This window comes from Asanoa siamensis, from assembly GCF_016862555.1.
Classification (GTDB): domain Bacteria; phylum Actinomycetota; class Actinomycetes; order Mycobacteriales; family Micromonosporaceae; genus Asanoa; species Asanoa siamensis.
In genome coordinates this window covers 23,286-40,981 of record NZ_BONE01000001.1, presented here as the reverse complement: position 1 = coordinate 40,981, position 17,696 = coordinate 23,286, and the positions used below count along the sequence as shown (strand labels likewise).

Genomic DNA, 17,696 nt, shown 5'->3' with positions numbered 1-17,696 from the left:
CGGCCTAATCAACGGTGGCCCTCGCCGTTGAGGGGGTCGCACGGATCCGCGCGCCACGGAAGAAGTACGGGCCGCGGTAGATCGATCCTCACCTAGGGTGACGCCGACCAAACGCGGTGCTGACAAACGGACTGAACATCGCATCAGTACGGCGATCACGGACAGGGTGGGCTTTCTCTTTGACCGGCCGACGTGATGGAATGCCCAGGGTCCGACCCGCCCGGGTCGGTCGATCGGCGGTGCCCGTGCGCAATTTCCTGACGGCGCCGAACCGGAGGGCGGTGACGTGAGCAAGCGGCCGAAGACGGCGAATTCCTTCATGTCGCGTCTCCGCCGGCCAGCCGGCCGGCTTCGTGATCTGCCGATTTGGTCGAAGCTCGGCCTGATCATGATCGTGCCGACCCTGGCGACGATCGTGGTCGGCACAAACGGCCTCATCGACCACATCAGGACATCGGAGAACGCGGACCAGGCACGCGACCTCGCCGTAGTGGTGGAAGCGTCCGGGGATCTCGTCCAGAACCTGCAGAACGAGCGGGCCGCCGCGGCTCTCCTGCTCGGCGCTCAAAGCGACAAGGAAGCGGAGAAGTACCGCCCGGTCTTCGACTCGGCGCAGCAGGCTGTCGAGCGCGTCGTCAACAACTACGCGACCCAGCGCGCTTCGCTCAACGACCTGCCGGGCAACTTCGTCTCCACGCTCAACCAGATCGACGCCGGCCTCCAGGGCCTGCCGGGCGTGCGCAGCCAGGTGACGGGCAAGAAGTTCGCCTTCACCGACTCGTCCAACGCCTACAACGCCCTCGTCGACAACCTGCTGACGCTCCGCGACGGCGCCGCCCAGCTGGCCTCCAACACGGGCCTGAGCGAGCGCATGCGGACCGTGGCCGCGGTCGCACGACAGAAGGAGTTCCTCTCGCAGGAGCGCCTCGTCGTCCTGCAGGCCTACAGCGCCGGGTCGATGAACCAGAACCTCAAGAAGGAGTTCATCGCCTCGCAGACCGGCCAGGTGCAGGCGGCGGAGACCTTCGTCTCGGTCGGCACCGTGGCCGAGCGCGAGCAGTACAACCAGACCGTCGCCGGCTCCGACCTGCGCTCGTCGACCTCGTTCGCGGGCTGGATCACCGGCAGCATGGGCACCGACGGCCTGTTCGCCAACGCGCCCTTCACCAAGGACTCGTGGGACAGCGCGCTGCTCGGCCACAGCCGGTTGATCCGCAGCGTCGAGCGACGCCTCGACAACTCGGTCGTCGACACCGCCACCACCCTCCGCGACGAGGTGCAGCGCCAGGTCCTCATCGAGACCGGCCTGCTGCTGGCCATGCTGCTGCTGGCCATCCTGTTCGCCTGGTTGGTCGCCCGGTCGATGGCGCGGTCGCTACGCGAGCTGCGGCACGGCGCCCTGGCGGTCGCGCAGTACGGCCTGCCGCAGGCGGTGTCCCGACTACGTGACCCGGCGCTGTCCACCCAGATGTCGCCGGCCCAGTTGGCCAACCAGATCGCCGAGCCGCTGCCCGTCCGCAGCAAGGACGAGTTCGGCCAGGTGACCGAGGCGTTCAACGCGGTCCACCTCGAAGCCGTCCGCACCGCGGCCGAGCAGGCCGCCCTGCGGGCCTCCGTCGCGACGATGTTCGTCAACCTCGCCCGCCGTTCGCAGATCCTGGTCGACCGGCTGATCGGTCACCTCGACCGGCTGGAGCGCGGCGAGGAAGACCCGGACCGCCTGGCCGAGCTGTTCCAGCTCGACCACCTGGCGACCCGGATGCGCCGTAACGACGAAAACCTCCTGGTGCTCGCGGGTGCCGACTCCACGCGTATCCAGCGCGAGCCGGCCGCCCTGATCGACGTGCTGCGCGCCGCGCAGTCCGAGGTCGAGCACTACACCCGCATCGAGTTCGGGGTCATCGACCGCGACATCGAGGTCGCCGCGCACGCGGTCAACGACCTCGTCCACCTCGTCGCCGAGCTGTTCGACAACGCGACCGCCTTCTCGCCGCCCGACTCGCACGTCATGGTCGAGGCCCGCGTCGTGGGCGACCGCGCCGTGCTCTACGTCGAGGACCGCGGCATCGGCATCACCCACGACCAGCTCAACGACCTCAACGAGCGGCTGGCCACGCCACCGATGGTCGACGTGGCCGTCTCCCGGATGATGGGCCTGGTCGTGGTCGCGCGGCTCGCCGCGCGGCACGGCGTCAAGGTCGAGCTGCGGCCCGCCGCCGACCGTGGCACGGTCGCCGACGTCGCCCTGCCCCCGTCGGTCCTGGTGCCCCGCGCGCTGGTCGGTCGTGGCCCGCAGGCCGGCATGCCGTTCGAGGTGCCGGTGCAGCAACAGCAGCAGCAGCAGCAGCCGCCGCAGGTCGCCCGGTCGCCGTTCAGCTCGCCGCTCGCGCTCGAGAGCGGCCCCGTGTCGCGCTCCGACCGTGACCTCGCCGGTGCCGGCGCGGGTGGCGGCATCGCCAGCGCGTTCGGTGGTCGGCCCAGCGACGGTCCCAACGGTTCCAACGGCTCCAACGGGTTCGGCACCAGCAACGGCACGAGCCGCTCCGGCGGCGCGATGCCGGCCTGGTCCGACCTCACCGGTGCGGGTCCGCAGGACGGCGGTGGCCGCTTCGGCGGGCAGCGCGACGAGCCGTTGCCGCACCGGCGGGCGACCGACGGCTGGGCCATGGAGGGTGAGGTCACCCCCGGCCCGCAGTCGCCGGCGATCCCGCGCCAGACCTCGCGCGACAACGGCACCGCGCCGTTCTCGGCGCCGCCGATGATCTCGGTGCCGCCGGTCATCTCCGTGCCCCCGTCGTCCGGGCCCGCGACGTCGTCGCGCCAGCCCGAGCCGTGGGAGCTGGGTGGCGGCCCGACGCTGCCGCCGAGTGCGCCGGCCGGTCCGCCGATCGCCATGCCCGACAGCCCGGTCGTGCCGGGTCGTGCGGGTGGGCTGCCGGCGCGCGAGCCGCAGCAGCCGGAGGGCCCGCGCATCCCGCTGAGCCAGCCGCAGGCCGCCGCCGCGCCGCCGGCGCCGCCCATGGCCCCGCCGGCCGCACCGCCGCAGGCGCCCTACGGCAACGGCCTGTCGGGTGCCCCGGCGGGCGGTCAGGCGCCGCCGGCGTGGCCGCCGGTCGCGGCCGAGCCGCAGCAGCACCAGCAGCCGGTCGGCCAGACGGCGGGTTACGACCTGACCGCCGAGCTGCCCCGGATCGAGCGTCCGGCCGCGGCTCCCGCGGCCGCGCAACAGCAGCAGCCGGCCGTCCCGCCGATCATCCCGGCCACCAACAAGGCCCGGTTCGCCGACGAGACGATGGAACTGCCGATCTTCCGCGAGCTGGAGTCGGCGTGGTTCCGCACGCGCCGTGCCGCCGCCGAGGACGAGGAGTCGCTCACGCCGACGCCGAGCCCCGCGGCAGCCGCCCCCGCGGCCACCGCGGCGCCCACGCCGGCCCCGGCCGACGCCCGGGTGGGCGGTGGCGCCACCGCGGCGCCGACGCAGCAGTTCGCCACGGTCGAGGCCAGCCAGCGGCTCACCAGCTCGCCGCAGTCGCGGACGACGCCGGCCACCGGTGGCCCGGTCGGCGCGGGTGCGCCGGGCGGCAGCGGCCTGCCGACGCGTCCGGTGCCGAGCCCGGCCCAGCCCGCTGCCCGGCCCGCCGGGGGCGACAGCAACGGCAACGGCAACGGTGCGACCCGACGGGCGGAGCCGGATTCCTGGCAGACGGCCGCGGACGACGGGTGGCGGACAGCCTCCGCCGTCTCGGAGATGCAAGTGAACGAGACCACGGGCGCCGGCCTGCCCAAGCGGGTTCCGATGGCGCAGCTCGTGCCGGGCGGGGTCGACAAGGCGTCCGCCTCCGTGCAGAAGCGCACGCCGGAAGCGGTCCGCGGGCTGCTCTCGGCCTACCACCGAGGTGTGCAGCGCGGTCGCACCCAGCCCAAGGACGAAACTTCGGATACGACTCCGGCCGGGCAGCCCTCCCAAGCTGGCCACGGTCCGGGTGCCGGGAGCGGTCAGAAGGAGCACGAACGATGACAACCACGCAAGATCTCGGCTGGCTGCTCGCCAACTTCGCCGACCGCGTGCCGGGTGTCGCACACGCGATCGCGGTCTCGGCCGACGGTCTGCTCCTCGCCTCGTCGCGGGACCTGCCGCGCGACCGGGCCGACCAGCTGGCGGCGATCTCGTCCGGCCTGGTCAGCCTGACCCAGGGCGCGGCGCGGTGCTTCGAAGGCGGCGCGGTCCTGCAGAACGTGGTCGAGATGGACAACGGGTTCCTGTTCCTGATGTCGATCTCGGACGGCTCCTCGTTCGCGGTCCTGGCGGCTCGCACCTGCGACGTCGGCCAGGTCGGCTACGAGATGGCCCTGCTGGTCGACCGGGTCGGTGAGGCGCTGACGCCGGCGCCGCGCACGGCCGCCGGGATGCTCGGCTAAGTCGTTCTCCGGAACGGCGCACCACAACAACACAAAGACGCGACGGGTCCCGATCGGTCGGGCCGGGCGCAACGGATGCGAGAAGGGGGTGAACGGCGATGACCGACAGGGACGAGCCAACCGGCGCGCTGGTGCGGCCGTACGCCGTCACCCGCGGCCGCACCCGGCCCAGGCTCGAGATCGCCCTCGAGGCACTCGTCGAAACGACGGTCCGTGGCCGCACCGCCAACTCCACCAAGGGTGGGCACGGCCGCGAGCACCAATACATCGCCGCGTTGTGTGACGGCCGGTTGCAGTCGCTCGCGGAGATCGCGGCCCGGATGCAGCTCCCACTGGGTGTTGCCCGGGTCCTGATCGCCGATATGGCCGCGGACGGGCTCGTCGCGGTCTACGAACCGACCTCACTGGAAGATACGAACGATGCGGTGGGCACTGAACTGCTGGAGAGGGTGCTGAGTGGACTTCGCAGGCTCTGACGTGACGCACCGCCCGAGCGCTGGCCGTGTTACGTCGGCGAAGATTGTCATCGCCGGCGGGTTCGGCGTCGGCAAGACCACGCTGGTCGGGTCGGTGTCCGAGATCACGCCGCTGACTACCGAGGCGATCATGACCTCGGCCGGCGTCGGCGTCGACGACACCCGGCAGGTGCCGGGCAAGACGACCACGACCGTCGCGATGGACTTCGGCCGTATCACGATCGACCGGGATCTGATCCTCTACCTGTTCGGCACGCCTGGCCAGACCCGGTTCTGGTTCATGTGGGACGAGCTGGTGCGGGGTGCGATCGGGGCGATCGTGCTCGTCGACACCCGTCGACTGGCCGACTGTTTCGCCGCTATCGACTTCTTCGAGCATCGCCGCCTGCCCTACCTGGTGGCGATCAACTGCTTCGACGGCGTTCAATACCATGACCCGCAGGACGTCCGCGACGCGCTCGCGATCTCCAGCGACGTTCCGGTCGTGGCCTGCGACGCCCGTAACCGCGAGTCGACCAAGCACGTGCTGATCAGCCTCGTGGAATACGTGCTGAGCATGCGCCGGTCCCGCGCGGTCGCCCCGGCCTGACGGGCCGGGGCGGGGCAGCACCCCTCACCCACAGCAGAAAGAAGCCCCACCGCCGCGGCGGTGGGGCTTCTTGTGTGGCGCTGTCAGTTGACGCGGACCCAGGCCGCGTTGGTGACCTGGAAGACGGCCAGCGAGTCGGCGGTCATGCCGCCGTGCTTGATCGGCTGAAAGTCGTACGAACCGGCGATGCCCTCGGTGATCAGGTTTTCCAGGTAGACCCGGATGCGCCCGCGGTCGACGCTGCGGCCCAGCCGCGCCGCGTTGGCGATCAGCCGCACGGCGTCGGACGTGTAGGGCGCGAAGCCGCGGAAGGCGCCGTGCTTCTGGATGTAGCGGTAGATGAAGTCCCGCCGGTCGAGGTCGGCCATCGTCGTGTCGGTCAGCGACATGCCCGCCAGAGAGGACGGGTGGATGGCGAAGGCGTCCTGGGCCGCGGTCGCGTTGTCGCCCGTGAGCGTGTCGTCGGCGACCGCACCCGGGTCGAAGACGACCTGCTTGCCGAAGCTGGCCGCGCGGAGCGCCTGCACCGCGGCACCCGAGTCTGGCGCCTGCGCCCAGATGATGACGGCGTCCGGTGCCGCGTCGGCCACCTTGCGGACGGCCGTCGAGACGTTGCTGCCGGTCGGCGGGAGCTGGGACTCGGCCGCGAGCTTGCCGCCGAGCGCCTTGCGCACGGCGGCGAGGCCGGCCTGACCGTAGGCCCCGCCGGAGTAGATCAGCCCGACCTTGGGCTTCGCGGCCAGCAGGTCGGCCATCATCCGGGCGACGTCTTCGGCGTTGGGCTGAAGCTTGTAGATGTAGGTGCGCTGGGGAAGCGGCGTGATGATGCCGTCGGCCGCCGCGAGCGAGATGAACGGCACCTGCTCGGTCTGCGCGACCTTGAGCATCTCCAGCGAGGTCTCGGCCGTGATGCCGCCGATCAGCGCGTGCACGTTCTCTTTCGAGATGAGCTCGGTGGCCTGCTGTGCGGCGGTCTCCGGCCGGCTGCCGTTGTCGCGGTAGATCATCTTGATGCGGCGCCGCAGGTTGCCGACCGGCACGCCCTCTTCGTTGAGCGTGTCGACGGTGATCCGCAGGGCGCGCTCCTGGAGCACACCGTGCGCCGAGCCGGGGCCGGTCAGCTCCAGGCTGGCGCCGATGATGAGCTCCTCGGAGCCCCGCGTGGTCGGACCCGGGCTGTTGCTCTCGTCGGTGCCACAGGCGGCCGTGAACAGCGTCCCGGCGGCTGCGACGAGGACTCCCCGCCGCGTTATCCGGGTCCGGTCGAGCGCCGGCTTGGCCATCTGGTGCCGCCTTTCAACAGCCCGGCGACGCCAGTCGCCAGATACCACGCGCGTATGCTCCCGGGCCGGCAGGCCCGCCGTCAAATCGCGGAAATACCCGTCCGAGTCACGACCGGGCTGACCGGTATTCGTATTCCTGGCTCTCGTCGCGTCCACCGTGGTCACGGCTGAAGTCCCAGCCGCCGGCGGCCTCGCGACCCGGGCGCCCGCCGACCGCGTAGCCGCCGATCTCCTGGCCGCGGCGCCAGCCGCGGAAGTAACCGGTGGTGTGCGCGGCGATGCTCGCGGCGTCGCGGACGATCCGCAGCGGTCGCTCCTCGCGCAGCGGCGAACCGGGCACCAGGTTGGCCTGCGGCACCCGGCGCGGCAGGCCGGACTGGGTCTCGAGGCCGATGGACGGCGCGGACGCCTTCTCGGCGGCGCGCCAGCCGGTGTCGGCGACCGACGACCAGCTCAGGTCCTCGTGCTCCTCGGTGTGACCCGTGAACCAGGCGGACCGGGCGGCCGCGAAGATCAGCAGATCGCCGTCGCCCTCGCCCTCGGAGACCGGCGGCGCGCTGATGCCGATCGGCAACTGGTGGCTGCCGGTGTCGGAGGTCGTGTCGACGAGGCGCAGCGGCGGCGTCTCGTAGCGCGCGGCGTAGTCGGACGACCGTTCGGCGGCCCGGCTGCGCGAGCGGGTCTCCCGCGGGCTGTCGTCGCGTAGGGCGCGGTCGGCCAGCGGCGGCGGCTCGACCAGCCGCAGGATCGGCGGCTCCGGCGGCATGTCGTCGGCGAGCCACGGCGGCGTCACGCGGTCGTCGCCAACCGGGGAGTAGGTCGGCCGGTCGAGCTCGCTCGGGGGCAACTCGCTCAGGTCGGGGAAGCGCGGCTCGCCGTTGGCCCGGTCGTCGGAGGTGTTGTCGACGAGCGGCCAGTTGGCCCGGGCACCCGGCTCGGGCCGCGGCGCGGGCACCGGGACGCTCAGGTCGGTGGCCTGGAAACCGGTGACCGGCGGCTCCGGCGGCGGGGTCGGCGCGTTGCGGCCGTTGGCCCGGGGCGGGATGACGGTCGGGCGCTTGCGCTCGGCCCGCGCCGAGTTGATCGCTGCGTTGGTGAGCGTGGCCCGGAACGGCTCGCCGGCCTCGGCGGGCGGCACGCTGGGCCGCTGGGCGGCCGGCGCGGCAGGCCGCTGCGTGGTCGGGGTGGTCGGGCGCTGCGTGGTCGGCAGGGTCGGCGCGGTCGGCCGCTGCGCGGGGATCGGGGTGATGCCCGGCGGCGGTGGCGGCACGGAGACCGGCTTGTTGGCCGGGCCGGCGGAGACCGGGCGGCCCGGCAGCGGCGTCGTCGTGGACGCGGCCGGGCTGACCGGGGTCGGCGGCTGCAGCGTGGCGGGCGTCGGCGGTTGCGGCGGCGCCGACGTGGGCGTCGGCTCGTAGCGGCTCGTGCCGTCGAAGCCGGTCGACCAGGCGTGGCCCGGGCTGCGCGAGGGCATCGGCGTGCCGTTGGCCGGCGTGGGGTTGGCCAGGGCGGCCGGAGGGGTGATCGCCGGCGGCCGCGGCGTGCGCGGTGGCGTCAGCGGCTCCGTCGAGCGGACCGGCGGGATGCCGCGCGGCGCCTCGGCCGCGCGCGTGGGCGTGCGCGGCTCGGCGGACCGGGAAGCGGAGCGCGAGGCGGCCGGGTGGCGCGGCGCGTTGGGCGGCCGCGACTGGTTGCCCGCCCGCTGCGGCTCGGCCGGCCGGGCCGGCTCGGCGAACGGCGCGGCGGCGGTCGTGGAGACCGGGGTGGGCGCGGTCGGCGGCGGGGTGACCGGCGCCGGTGCGACCGGCGGGGTGGTCAGCGCGCGCGGCGTGGTGGCCGCGGCGGCCGGCTCGGGCCGGTGCCGACGGCCCGTGGAGCGGTCGGGCAGCGGCAGGGGCAGGGCGTGCAGCCCGGCCGGTGTCGCCGCCGGCTCGGTGGTCTCGGTCGTGTCGGCCACCGCGGCGCGCCGCACCGGGCGACGCGGGACCGCCGTCAGCGGGGTCGTGCGTTCGGCCAGCGTGGCGACCAGCGCCGCGCAGCCCTCGTCGCAGGAGCGCACCGCGGCCACGGCCTGGCGCACGGCTTCGGCCGAGGCGCTGGCGAGCGACTTGTTGACGGTGCCGCGGCGCGGGGTCTCGGAGATGGCCACGCGCAGGGCGGTGATCGCCTCGGTGACCGCGGCCAGATCGCCGGCGCCCTCGGCGGCGAGCCGCTTGGCGACCGCCTCGGCGGCCACCGGGAGGTCGCGACCCCGGGCGGTGGGACCGGAGAGCATGCCGGCCTCGGGCAGCGCGTCGAGGACCGCGAGGGCCAGCGGCTCGGCCGGGTCGGAGTAGGCGCGCAGGGCCGCGGGGTAGAGCTCGCGGAGCACCTCGCGCAGCGTCGCGGCGGCGGCGTGCCGGCCGCCGGCGAGCGCGGAGTGGGCGGCCAGGACAGGCCGGAAGGGCACGAGGTCGCGGGGCACCGGGAGGCCGACGGCGAAGATGGCACCGGCCTGCAGCGCGCGGGCGAGGCCGACCGCGCGGCGCTCGGCCGCGGGCGACTCCATCTCTTCGAGCGACTCGTCGTCGGCGAACCGCTCGGCGAAGTCGTCGACGGCGTCGTCATCGGCGATGGCCAGCGGCCGACCGGCGGCGGACAGCAGCGACGTCACCTCGTGGTCGTCGCTGTCGGCGGCGATCGCGGCGGAGCCAGGGCCGTTGGCCCGCTCGGCGAGCCTGGCGCCGAGCTGGGCGTAACCCGCCGGGTCGTCGGTGATCTCGCAGACGTCGAGCAACCGCCCGGCGTCGTCGACAACGGCGGCCGTCAGGCCTGTGCCAGCGATCGCCGGCCGACCCGTCGGTTCCGCAGATGCGAGACCGCAGTACACCCGCACGAGTGCCACGCTGTCGTCCTCCTCCCCGGGCACAACGCGTGTGCCAAGGACTGATGGTCCCTGGTTAGGGGTCAGTCGCGCCAGTCCACAGCGGCAGAGATCTTGCCGATAATCGTGCGCCAGCCCAGACTTGCCGTTTGTGCCCCGATTTTCCGGAGTCGTCGGCGTGCCATGAAGCCGCCGATGCCTCCGTCGACCACGCCACGCAGGGCTTCGTCGAGGTCGTCGAGGCTGTTTCCGGGTGACAGCATGTCAAGCACCGAGGGCAGCCGCAACGCGTAGGCCAGGTCGCGGGCGACCTCGCCGGCCTCGATGATCAGCGGCGGGTCCCAGCTGTCGTGCCCGCCGCGCAGGTTCTCCACCACGAGGTCGAGCTCGTAGGAGTCCTCGTCGAGCGGGGCGACGTTGGCCGGCTCGAGCCGTTCGGCCAGCCGCGTCCACGTGTCGACCTGGGCGAGGTCGTGCGGTGCGCCGGAGCGGACGAAGCTCACCAGGCCCTCGGCGCTGCGGAAGAGCAGCAGCTTGCCGCGGTGGGTGAGGAAGACGGGGACCTCCTCGGCCTCCGGCTCGTCGTCCTCGTCCTCGTCTTCTTCGTGCTCGTCTTCGGCCGTCGGCTCCTCGACCTCGTCGTGGTCGGCCTCGTCCTCGTCGTCCTCGTCGTCGCCACGGGCCTTGCGGCGCTCCTCGCGGCCGGCGGCCTCGGCCTGCTCGGCCAGCTCCTCGTCGGTGAAGAGGTCGGCGTCGTCGTCCTCGTCCTCGTCGGCGCGGGCCCGGGCGGCGAACAGGTCGTCCTCTTCGCGGTCGGAGGTGTCGGTCGGCGTCAGCTCGGTGGAGAGCCGGTAGGCGCGCAGCGTGTAACCGGTGCCGGCGGGCAGCGCGATCTCGACCGGGTCGATGCGCAGGTCTTCCCAGAACGCGCGCTGCTCGGCCGGGTCGACACCCGCCTCGTCGTCGTCCTCGGTGGCGACGGCCTCGACGATCTCGGGCTCGTCCGCGGCGGGCGCCTCGTCGTCTGCCGTGGTCTCCTCGACCTCGGTCACCGGCTCGTCCGGAGTCGGCGACTTGGCCTTGGACCGGTTGGACTGGCGCGCCACGCTGACCTCCGGGAGTGGTGTGTTTCGGGCGTGCGGTGGTGACTCGCGCACGGAGACGTGCGGTGTGAGACTTCGCGCACGAACACCCTAGTGTGCGCCCGCCCGCTCCACCGACCGCACCCCGGGGTGGCGAGTCCCTGGCGTCGCGCCGCCCTCACTAGTAGTCTTCCTACTTATGAAGGCGCAGGCGCTGCACGGCCACCTCGACGCCCTGTTGCTGTCGGTGCTCGAGGGCGGCCCGCTGCACGGATACGCGGTCATCGAGGCGCTCAAGGCGCGCAGCGGCGGTTCGCTCAACCTGCCCACGGGCACCGTCTATCCCGCGCTGCGCAGGCTGGAGCGGGCCGGCTTCGTCGACAGCACCTGGAGCACCGTCAACGGCCGCGAGCGCCGCACCTACGAGCTGACCGGGCCGGGCCGCCGCGCGCTGGCCGGTGAGCGGGCCAGCTGGACCGAGTTCAGCTCCACGGTCGGCCGGTTCCTCGGCGCCGAGCCGTCCTAGGCCTTTGACGCCGCGAGGCTCGTCGACGCCGCGCGGCTGAGCCAGACGGCCGCGGCCGCCATCGCGACCCCACCGGCGATCATCGGCGGCCAGGTGAGCGCGGTGTCCCACATGCCGGCCGACCAGGCGAAGAGCGCCGTCGACGTGGTCGCGATCAGGGTGAGCACGCCGACCAGGCCGGCCGTCGCGCGGCGCAGCACCCGGCGCGGCACCCCGCGGCCCCGGCGGGTCGCCACCCACAGGGTCAGGCTGCCCAGCAGGGCGGAGGCGATCGCGACCTTGCCGAGCCAGTCGACGCTCGCGGAGAGCACGAGATAGCCCAGCGGGGGCTGCGGCCCGGTCCACGGGGCGCCCTGCCACATCAGGTCACTGCAGATGGCCGTCACCGCGAAGACCGCCAGCACCCGCAGGCCCAGCACCCGGGCGGCCGACGCGGCCAGTTCGGCCTGGAAGGCCGGTGCGACCTCGTCGACGGCGCCGAACTCGGTCACCGCCTGCCGCTGGGCCGCGGCCGGTGGCTGGCCGGCGTCGCAGAGGTCGCGCACCGCGTCGTCGAGGCCGTCGCGGGCCTCGGTCAGCATCCGGCGCTTGAGCCTCACGGGCCCGGACAGTGCCCGGTCGAGCCGCTGGATGTGCTCGTCGACAAGGCTGGCGGACCCGGCGTGCATGGCCCCCACGATGCCATGCGTGCGGCCCCGGGGCCTCCGGTCTATCCCCTAAGTGTCAGGTAGCCCTGCTCGTCGGCCTGCTGCACCAGCCACTGCTCGCGGTACCAGCCGGGCTGGGTGACCAGGTCCGCGTGGCGGCCGCGCTGGGTCACCCGCCCGGAGTCGAGCACCAGGATCTCGTCGAACCCCGCCAGCCCCTGCAGCCGGTGGGTGACCAGCACCAACGCGCCGGGGCTGGCCGCGACCACCGCGGCCAGCACGGCGTCGGCGGCGGCCGGGTCGAGCCCCTCGGTCGGCTCGTCGAGCACCAGCACCTCGGGGCGCAGCAGCAGCGCCCGGGCCAGCAGCAACCGCTGGCGCTGGCCGCCGGAGAGCTGACCGCCGTCCTCGCCGACCTCGGTGTCCCAGCCGGCGGGCTGGTCACGCACCCAGTCGAGGAAGCCGGCCGGCGCCGCCGCGGCCGCGAGTTCGTCGTCGGCGGCACCCGGGCGGGCCAGCAGCAGGTTGTCGCGGACCGGGGCGTGGAACACGTGGGCGTCGGCGAACAGCCCGCCGACCCGGTGCGGGTCGCCGGCCCCGGCGACCCGGCCGCTGTCGGGCCGGACCGCGCCGGCCAGCACGGCCAGCAGGGTGCTCTTGCCGGCGCCGCTGGGACCGACCACCGCCACCCGCGAGCCGGGCGGCAGCCGCAGGGTCACCCCGTCGAGCGCGGGCGCCGCGCCCGCCCGGTAGGTGACCGACACCTGGTCGAGGCCCGGCACGGCGTCGTCGTCGGGCCGCGCGTCGTCCGCTCGCGCGGCCGCTGGTTCGTCGAGCAGCGCGGCGACCCGGGTGAGGGCGGTGCCGAGCTGGGTACGCTGCCGCGCCGCACCGACCAGGGCCAGCGCCGACTCGACGGCCGCGATGGTGCCGACGGCGAGCACGCCGACGAGGGTGCCGGACGTGCCGGCGTGCAGCGCGGTGAGCACCACGACGGCGGCGGTCGCGCCGGCGAGCAGCACGCCCGCCCCGTCGACCGCCCAGCCGACCAGGGCCAGCCGCCGCTCCAGCCGGGACAGCTCGGCGGCGCGGCCCGCGGCCTTGGCGAGGGCCGTGTCGGTCGCCCCGAAGGCGGCCAGGTCGGCCGCGCCCGCGGTCAGGTCGACCGCGTCGACGGCGAGCGCGCCGCGCAGCGGGGCCACCCGGGCGGCGGTGCGCCGGGTCAGGGCGCTGCCCAGGGCGGGCAGCGCGACGGCGGCGAGCAGCAGCCCGATTGCCAGCGGCAGCGCGGCCGGCGGGCTGACGATCGCGGCACCGATCACCGCGAGCACCGCCACCAGGCCGGCCGCGGCGCCGGGCACCAGCACCCGCAGCAGCAGGTCCTGCACGGCGTCGACATCGGACACGAGCCGGCTCAGCGCGTCGCCGGACCGGTCGGTGGCCCGGGCCGGGCGGTCGGCGAGCGTCCGGAAGATCCGGGTGCGGACCTCGGTGATGATCCGCAGGACGGCGTCGTGGCCGGCCAGCCGCTCGGTGTAGCGCAGCACGCCGCGGGCGATCGCCAGCGTGCGGACGGCCACGATCGCCACCGTCAGCGCGGCCACCGGCGGCTGCCCGGCCGCGGTGATCAGCAGCCAGGTCGCGGTGGCCATCAGCGCGAGGCCGGCGAGTTCCGTGCCCGCGGCCAGCAGCCCGGCCCCGAGCAGCCGGCTCAGCCACGGGCGGGCGACCCGGAGGACGGCGCGTTCGGCGGCGGTCATGTCGGCACCGCCGTGAGCTCGGTCACGACGCCCTCCTCGACCCGCAGCACCCGGTCGGCGGCCGCGAGCAGGGCGGGCCGGTGCGCGACGAAGACGCCCGTGCGCCCGGCCAGCAGGTTCACCGTGGCCTCGACCACGGCCGCCTCGGACGCCGCGTCGAGGCGGGCGGTCGGTTCGTCCAGGAGCACCAGCGCGGCGTCGTCCCGCAGGAACGCCCGGGCCAGCGCGATCCGCTGCCGTTGGCCGCTGGACAGCCCGTACCCCCGCTCGCCGAGCCTGGTCTCCCAACCGTCGGGGAGCCCGTCGACGACCTCGTCGAGCGCGGCGGCCGCGGCGGCCTTCTCGACGTCGGCGTCGTCGGGCGCGCCGAGCCGCACGTTGTCGGCGACCGTCCCGGCGAACAGGTGCGCGCGCTGTGGCACCCAGGCCACCTGGCGGCGCCAGGCGGTGAGGTCGGCGCCGGCCAGGTCGACGCCGTCGACCAGCACCTGGCCCGCGGTGGGCCGGACGAAGCCGAGCAGCAGCGCGAGCAGGGTGCTCTTGCCGGCGCCGGACGGGCCGATGATCGCCACGCGTTCGCCGGGCCGGATCGTCAGTGAGACGTCGCGCAGGGCCGTCGTCCGGTCGTACGCGACGGTCACGCCGGACAGCACGATCGGGCCGCGCCGCGGCACGGCGCCGCCGGCCGGCACCGGCGTCTCGTCGGGCAGCGCCGAGAGCGCCTCGTCGAGCGCGGTCAACCCCTCCAGGCTCGCGTGGAACTTGCTGCCGGCGGCCCGCAGCGGCAGGTACGCCTCCGGCGTGAGCAGCAGCACCAGGAGCGCCACCTGCAGGGTCATGCCGCCGGAGAGCAGCCGCAGCCCGACCGGCACGGCGACCAGCGCCACCGAGATGGTCGCCACCAGTTCGAGCACCAGGGCGGAGAGGAAGGCGATGCGCAGGGTACGCATGGTCGCCGCGCGGTGGGCGTCGGCCATCCGGCGCACCACGTCGACCTGGGCCTGGGCCCGGCCGAACGCGCGCAGCGTCGGCAGCCCGCGCAGCATGTCGAGGAAGTGGCCGCCGAGCCGGGACAGCCGGCGCCACTGCCGCTCGGTGGCGACCTGCGCCTGCCAGCCGACCAGCGCGCCGAAGATCGGGATCAGCGGGATGGTCACCGCGACGATCACGGCGGACGTCCAGTCGGCGAACACCAGCCGGGCCAGCACCGCGATCGGGATCGTGACGCCGAGCACGAGTTGCGGGAGATAGCCGGTGAAGTAGGCGTCGAGCCCGTCCAGCCCGCGACCGACCAGCGTCGCCAGCGAGCCGCCGCGCTGCCCCGCGAGCCAGGCCGGGTCGCGCCGGGTGACCGAGCCGAGCAACTCGACCCGGAGGGACTCCTTGACCGCGGCGGCGCTCCACGCGGTGACCGCGCCCTGCGCCCAGGCCAGCCCGGCGCGCACGGCGACCAGGGCGACGAAGAGGCCGAGGGCGGTGCGGTCGAGCCGCCCGCCGGCGGCCGCCGCGAGGACCGCCGCGAGGGCGGTGGCCTGGAGCACGACCACGACCGCGGTGGCCACCCCGGCCAGGCCGAGCACGGCGAGATGGCGCCGGGTGGCGGGCACCCGGCGCAGCAACCGCGGGTCGAACGGTCGGCGGCGACTCACCAGTAAACCGGCGCCTTTCCGTCGATCCGTCCCCGGAACACCCACCAGCACATCGCCTGGAAGCCTATAAGCACGGGAACGAACGGGGCGGCCACCCAGGTAAGTAGGCCCAGGGTCGAGGGTGCCGCCGCCGCCTCCGGCACGGTCAGCGTCGCCGCCGGATCGGTCGTCGACACCAGCGCGGCCGGGTACCGACCGAGGCCGACGGCCAGCACCACGGCCACCAGCGCGCCCGAGGTGGCGACGAAGGCCCAGCCCGGACGGCTTCCCGAAAGCGCCCGGGCCGCGCCGAGGGCCAGCACGATCAGCAGCAACGGCAACAGGATCGGCCACCTGACCGCGGCCCGGACGTCGGCGGAGAGCAGGCCGAGCACGGTGGCCAGGGCGACGGCGCCGAGGGCCGCCGGCACGAGCCGCCGGACCAGCGCGGCGCGCTCCGGCAGTTGATCGGCCGGCATGCGCAGGGCCAGGAAGGCGGCGCCGTGCACTGCGACGAGCGTCACCAGTGTGATCGCGGTCGCGGCGACGAACGGCGTGGCCAGATGACCGATGCCGGCGACGTGCCCGGCGGCGTCCAGCGGGAGGCCCTGGAGCAGACCGCCGAGCAGCGCGCCCCAGCCGAGGGCGGCCAGCACGCTGCCGGCGATCACCGCGCGGTCCCAGCGGGCCCGGGTCGCCAACCGCTCGGGACGGCCGCGCAACTGGACGGCGACGGTGACCAGCACCACACCGGCCACCGCGGCGACGACCGCCGGGTAGTAGCCCGCCAGCAACTCGCCCTCCAACCGCGGGAAGGCGCCGAACAGGATGCCGACGGTGGCGACCAGCCAGACCTCGTTGCCGAGGAAGAACGGGCCGACGGCGGTGAGGGCGGCGCGGCGGTCGCGCTCGTCGCGGGTGCCGGCGAGCAGCAGGCCGACGCCGTAGTCGAAGCCGCCGAGCACCAGGTAGGCGGCGAAGCTGACGCCGAGCACGGCGTACCAGGCGAGTTCCATCGCGTCTCCTTCGACCTAGGCCAGGACCGGCTCGGGCCGGCGCTCGTCGTCCGCGGCGGTGACCTCGGCCAGGTTGCGGCCGAGGGCGGGATCGGCGGTGCCCCTGGCGGCCCGCTTGGCGATCAGCACCCAGTTGGTGACCGCGAGGGTGAGCAGCAGGGCGGTGAAGCCGAGGAAGGAGGCCAGCATGACGCCGCCGCTGACGGGGCTAACCGCGTCGTCCACTGTGAGCAGTCCGTACGCGGCCCATGGTTGCCGGCCGCCCTCGCGGGTGAGCCAGCCGAGGATCGCGGCGACGAACGGCAACGGCAGCGCGAGGCCGACGATCACCAGCGGGAACTTCAGCCGGACGATCCAGTCGCGGTAGAACAGCGGCAGCATGACGAACGACCAGGCGAGCGTGAACCCGATCAGGATCATGAAACCGAGACTGACGTTCGCGTACGGCGGTGGCAGGTAGTCACCCGGCCCGAACCGCGCCGTGAAGTCCGCGACGGCCTGCGCCTTGGCCGCGTCGTCGCCGAACTTGGTCGGCTGCACGGGGCCGACGGCGCCGAACTGGGCGAAGCCGAACCCCATCAGCGGGACGCCGGCGATCGTCACCGTCACGAGGCCGATCCACAGCGACTTGCGCAGCAACTCGTAGTCGGGGCTGCGGCGCAGCAGCAGCCAGGCGCTGATGCCGGCGAGCACCATGCCGCCGGTGAGCAACGCGGCCGCGACCACGTGACCGAGCGCCATCGTGAACGTCGGGTTGGTCAGCAGGGCGGTGAAGTCGGTGAGGTAGGCGATGCCGTCGCGCACCTCGTAGCCGACCGGGTGCTGCAGCCAGGCGTTGGCGGCCATGATGAAGAACGCCGACACGTACGCGGTGATGGCGACGCCGTAGAGCAGGGCCAGGTGCGTGCCGCGGCGGAGCCGGTGCCAGCCGAAGATCCACATGCCGAGCAGGGTGGACTCGAGGAAGAACGCGAGCAGTGTCTCCAGCGCGATCGGGGCGCCGAACACGTTGCCGACGTAGCGCGACAGGCCGCTCCAGTTCAGGCCGAACTGGAACTCCATGACGATGCCGGTCGCGATCCCGAGCACGTAGTTGATCAAGTAGATCGTGCCCCAGAAGCGGACCATCCGCTCGTAGACGGGCTTGCGCGTGACGTAGGCCGCGGTCTGCAGATAGACCAGCAGCGTCACCAGGCCGAGCGTCACGAGCACGAACAGGAAGTGGATCGAGGTCGTGGTGGCGAACTGCAGGCGCGCGAGTGGCAAGGGGTCCATGGCCAAGCCCCTCCGAGGGGATAGTGAGGTTCGCTTGTTATAGCGACTCTACACGTAGCGTCCCTACCTATAAGTCCTACGGCTCGTAGTAGTCATAATCATGACTCTACTACGAACTGTCGTAGATCGGGT

Annotated in this window: 13 protein-coding genes; 5 read left to right on the top strand and 8 right to left on the bottom strand. The window is 73.8% G+C overall.

Annotation, left to right across the window (positions count from 1 at the left end; genetic code table 11):
- Positions 1-286: 286 nt before the first annotated feature.
- The 4 genes from Asi02nite_RS00160 to Asi02nite_RS00145 all read left to right on the top strand — a co-directional run bounded on the left by Asi02nite_RS00160 (position 287) and on the right by Asi02nite_RS00145 (position 5,484).
- On the top strand, positions 287-4,018 hold the full coding sequence (locus Asi02nite_RS00160) for a sensor histidine kinase (RefSeq protein ID WP_239126366.1): 3,732 nt from the start codon (positions 287-289) through the stop codon (positions 4,016-4,018).
- Entirely contained in the window at positions 4,015-4,419 is a 405-nt protein-coding gene (locus tag Asi02nite_RS00155; protein WP_203709991.1) for a roadblock/LC7 domain-containing protein, read from the top strand. Before Asi02nite_RS00160 ends, Asi02nite_RS00155 begins: the two co-directional genes overlap by 4 nt.
- Before the next feature lie 98 nt (positions 4,420-4,517).
- Positions 4,518-4,895, top strand: a complete 378-nt coding sequence (locus tag Asi02nite_RS00150; RefSeq protein WP_203701264.1) for a DUF742 domain-containing protein — start codon at positions 4,518-4,520, stop codon at positions 4,893-4,895.
- Positions 4,876-5,484, top strand: coding sequence for a GTP-binding protein (locus Asi02nite_RS00145; protein ID WP_203709990.1), 609 nt, complete (start codon positions 4,876-4,878; stop codon positions 5,482-5,484). The genes Asi02nite_RS00150 and Asi02nite_RS00145 overlap by 20 nt, the downstream gene beginning before the upstream one ends.
- 83 nt (positions 5,485-5,567) lie before the next feature.
- Here Asi02nite_RS00145 and Asi02nite_RS00140 read toward each other — a convergent pair whose 3' ends face one another.
- The 3 genes from Asi02nite_RS00140 to Asi02nite_RS00130 all read right to left on the bottom strand — a co-directional run bounded on the left by Asi02nite_RS00140 (position 5,568) and on the right by Asi02nite_RS00130 (position 10,736).
- Positions 5,568-6,767: an ABC transporter substrate-binding protein gene (locus Asi02nite_RS00140; RefSeq protein ID WP_203709989.1), complete on the bottom strand. Its 1,200-nt coding sequence runs from the start codon at positions 6,765-6,767 to the stop codon at positions 5,568-5,570.
- 106 nt (positions 6,768-6,873) lie between these two features.
- Positions 6,874-9,651 (bottom strand): transposase, encoded by a 2,778-nt coding sequence (locus Asi02nite_RS00135; RefSeq protein ID WP_239126365.1) that lies wholly within the window; start codon positions 9,649-9,651, stop codon positions 6,874-6,876.
- 62 nt (positions 9,652-9,713) lie between these two features.
- Complete coding sequence (locus Asi02nite_RS00130) at positions 9,714-10,736, bottom strand: SatS C-terminal domain-containing protein (protein WP_373312095.1); 1,023 nt, start codon at positions 10,734-10,736, stop codon at positions 9,714-9,716.
- A gap of 175 nt (positions 10,737-10,911) precedes the next feature.
- On the opposite strand from Asi02nite_RS00130, the gene Asi02nite_RS00125 reads away from it, so the two are divergent.
- Positions 10,912-11,238 carry a PadR family transcriptional regulator gene (locus Asi02nite_RS00125; RefSeq protein WP_203709988.1) on the top strand — a complete coding sequence of 109 codons (327 nt, stop codon included), beginning with the start codon at positions 10,912-10,914 and terminating at the stop codon, positions 11,236-11,238.
- Here Asi02nite_RS00125 and Asi02nite_RS00120 read toward each other — a convergent pair.
- Genes Asi02nite_RS00120 through Asi02nite_RS00100 form a run of 5 tightly spaced genes read right to left on the bottom strand, consistent with a single transcriptional unit; the run spans position 11,235 to position 17,564 of the window.
- Positions 11,235-11,906 (bottom strand): permease prefix domain 1-containing protein, encoded by a 672-nt coding sequence (locus Asi02nite_RS00120; RefSeq protein ID WP_203709987.1) that lies wholly within the window; start codon positions 11,904-11,906, stop codon positions 11,235-11,237. The genes Asi02nite_RS00125 and Asi02nite_RS00120 overlap by 4 nt on opposite strands.
- Before the next feature lie 41 nt (positions 11,907-11,947).
- On the bottom strand, positions 11,948-13,645 hold the full coding sequence (gene cydC / locus Asi02nite_RS00115; RefSeq protein WP_203709986.1) for a thiol reductant ABC exporter subunit CydC: 1,698 nt from the start codon (positions 13,643-13,645) through the stop codon (positions 11,948-11,950).
- Positions 13,642-15,294, bottom strand: coding sequence for a thiol reductant ABC exporter subunit CydD (cydD, locus tag Asi02nite_RS00110; RefSeq protein ID WP_239126364.1), 1,653 nt, complete (start codon positions 15,292-15,294; stop codon positions 13,642-13,644). Before cydD ends, cydC begins: the two co-directional genes overlap by 4 nt.
- Positions 15,291-16,289 carry a cytochrome d ubiquinol oxidase subunit II gene (locus tag Asi02nite_RS00105; RefSeq protein WP_203709984.1) on the bottom strand — a complete coding sequence of 333 codons (999 nt, stop codon included), beginning with the start codon at positions 16,287-16,289 and terminating at the stop codon, positions 15,291-15,293. The genes cydD and Asi02nite_RS00105 overlap by 4 nt, the downstream gene beginning before the upstream one ends.
- Positions 16,290-16,304: 15 nt before the next feature.
- On the bottom strand, positions 16,305-17,564 hold the full coding sequence (locus tag Asi02nite_RS00100) for a cytochrome ubiquinol oxidase subunit I (RefSeq protein WP_203709983.1): 1,260 nt from the start codon (positions 17,562-17,564) through the stop codon (positions 16,305-16,307).
- Positions 17,565-17,696: the final 132 nt, after the last annotated feature.

What these genes read in the sequence shown, in the direction of transcription:
- Asi02nite_RS00155 (WP_203709991.1), top strand. Translation starts at nt 4,015, where the DNA reads ATGACAACCACGCAAGATCTCGGCTGGCTGCTCGCCAACTTCGCCGAC.
- Asi02nite_RS00150 (WP_203701264.1), top strand. Translation starts at nt 4,518, where the DNA reads ATGACCGACAGGGACGAGCCAACCGGCGCGCTGGTGCGGCCGTACGCC.
- Asi02nite_RS00140 (WP_203709989.1), bottom strand. Translation starts at nt 6,767, where the DNA reads ATGGCCAAGCCGGCGCTCGACCGGACCCGGATAACGCGGCGGGGAGTC.
- Asi02nite_RS00125 (WP_203709988.1), top strand. Translation starts at nt 10,912, where the DNA reads ATGAAGGCGCAGGCGCTGCACGGCCACCTCGACGCCCTGTTGCTGTCG.
- Asi02nite_RS00120 (WP_203709987.1), bottom strand. Translation starts at nt 11,906, where the DNA reads ATGCACGCCGGGTCCGCCAGCCTTGTCGACGAGCACATCCAGCGGCTC.
- cydC (WP_203709986.1), bottom strand. Translation starts at nt 13,645, where the DNA reads ATGACCGCCGCCGAACGCGCCGTCCTCCGGGTCGCCCGCCCGTGGCTG.
- Asi02nite_RS00105 (WP_203709984.1), bottom strand. Translation starts at nt 16,289, where the DNA reads ATGGAACTCGCCTGGTACGCCGTGCTCGGCGTCAGCTTCGCCGCCTAC.
- Asi02nite_RS00100 (WP_203709983.1), bottom strand. Translation starts at nt 17,564, where the DNA reads ATGGACCCCTTGCCACTCGCGCGCCTGCAGTTCGCCACCACGACCTCG.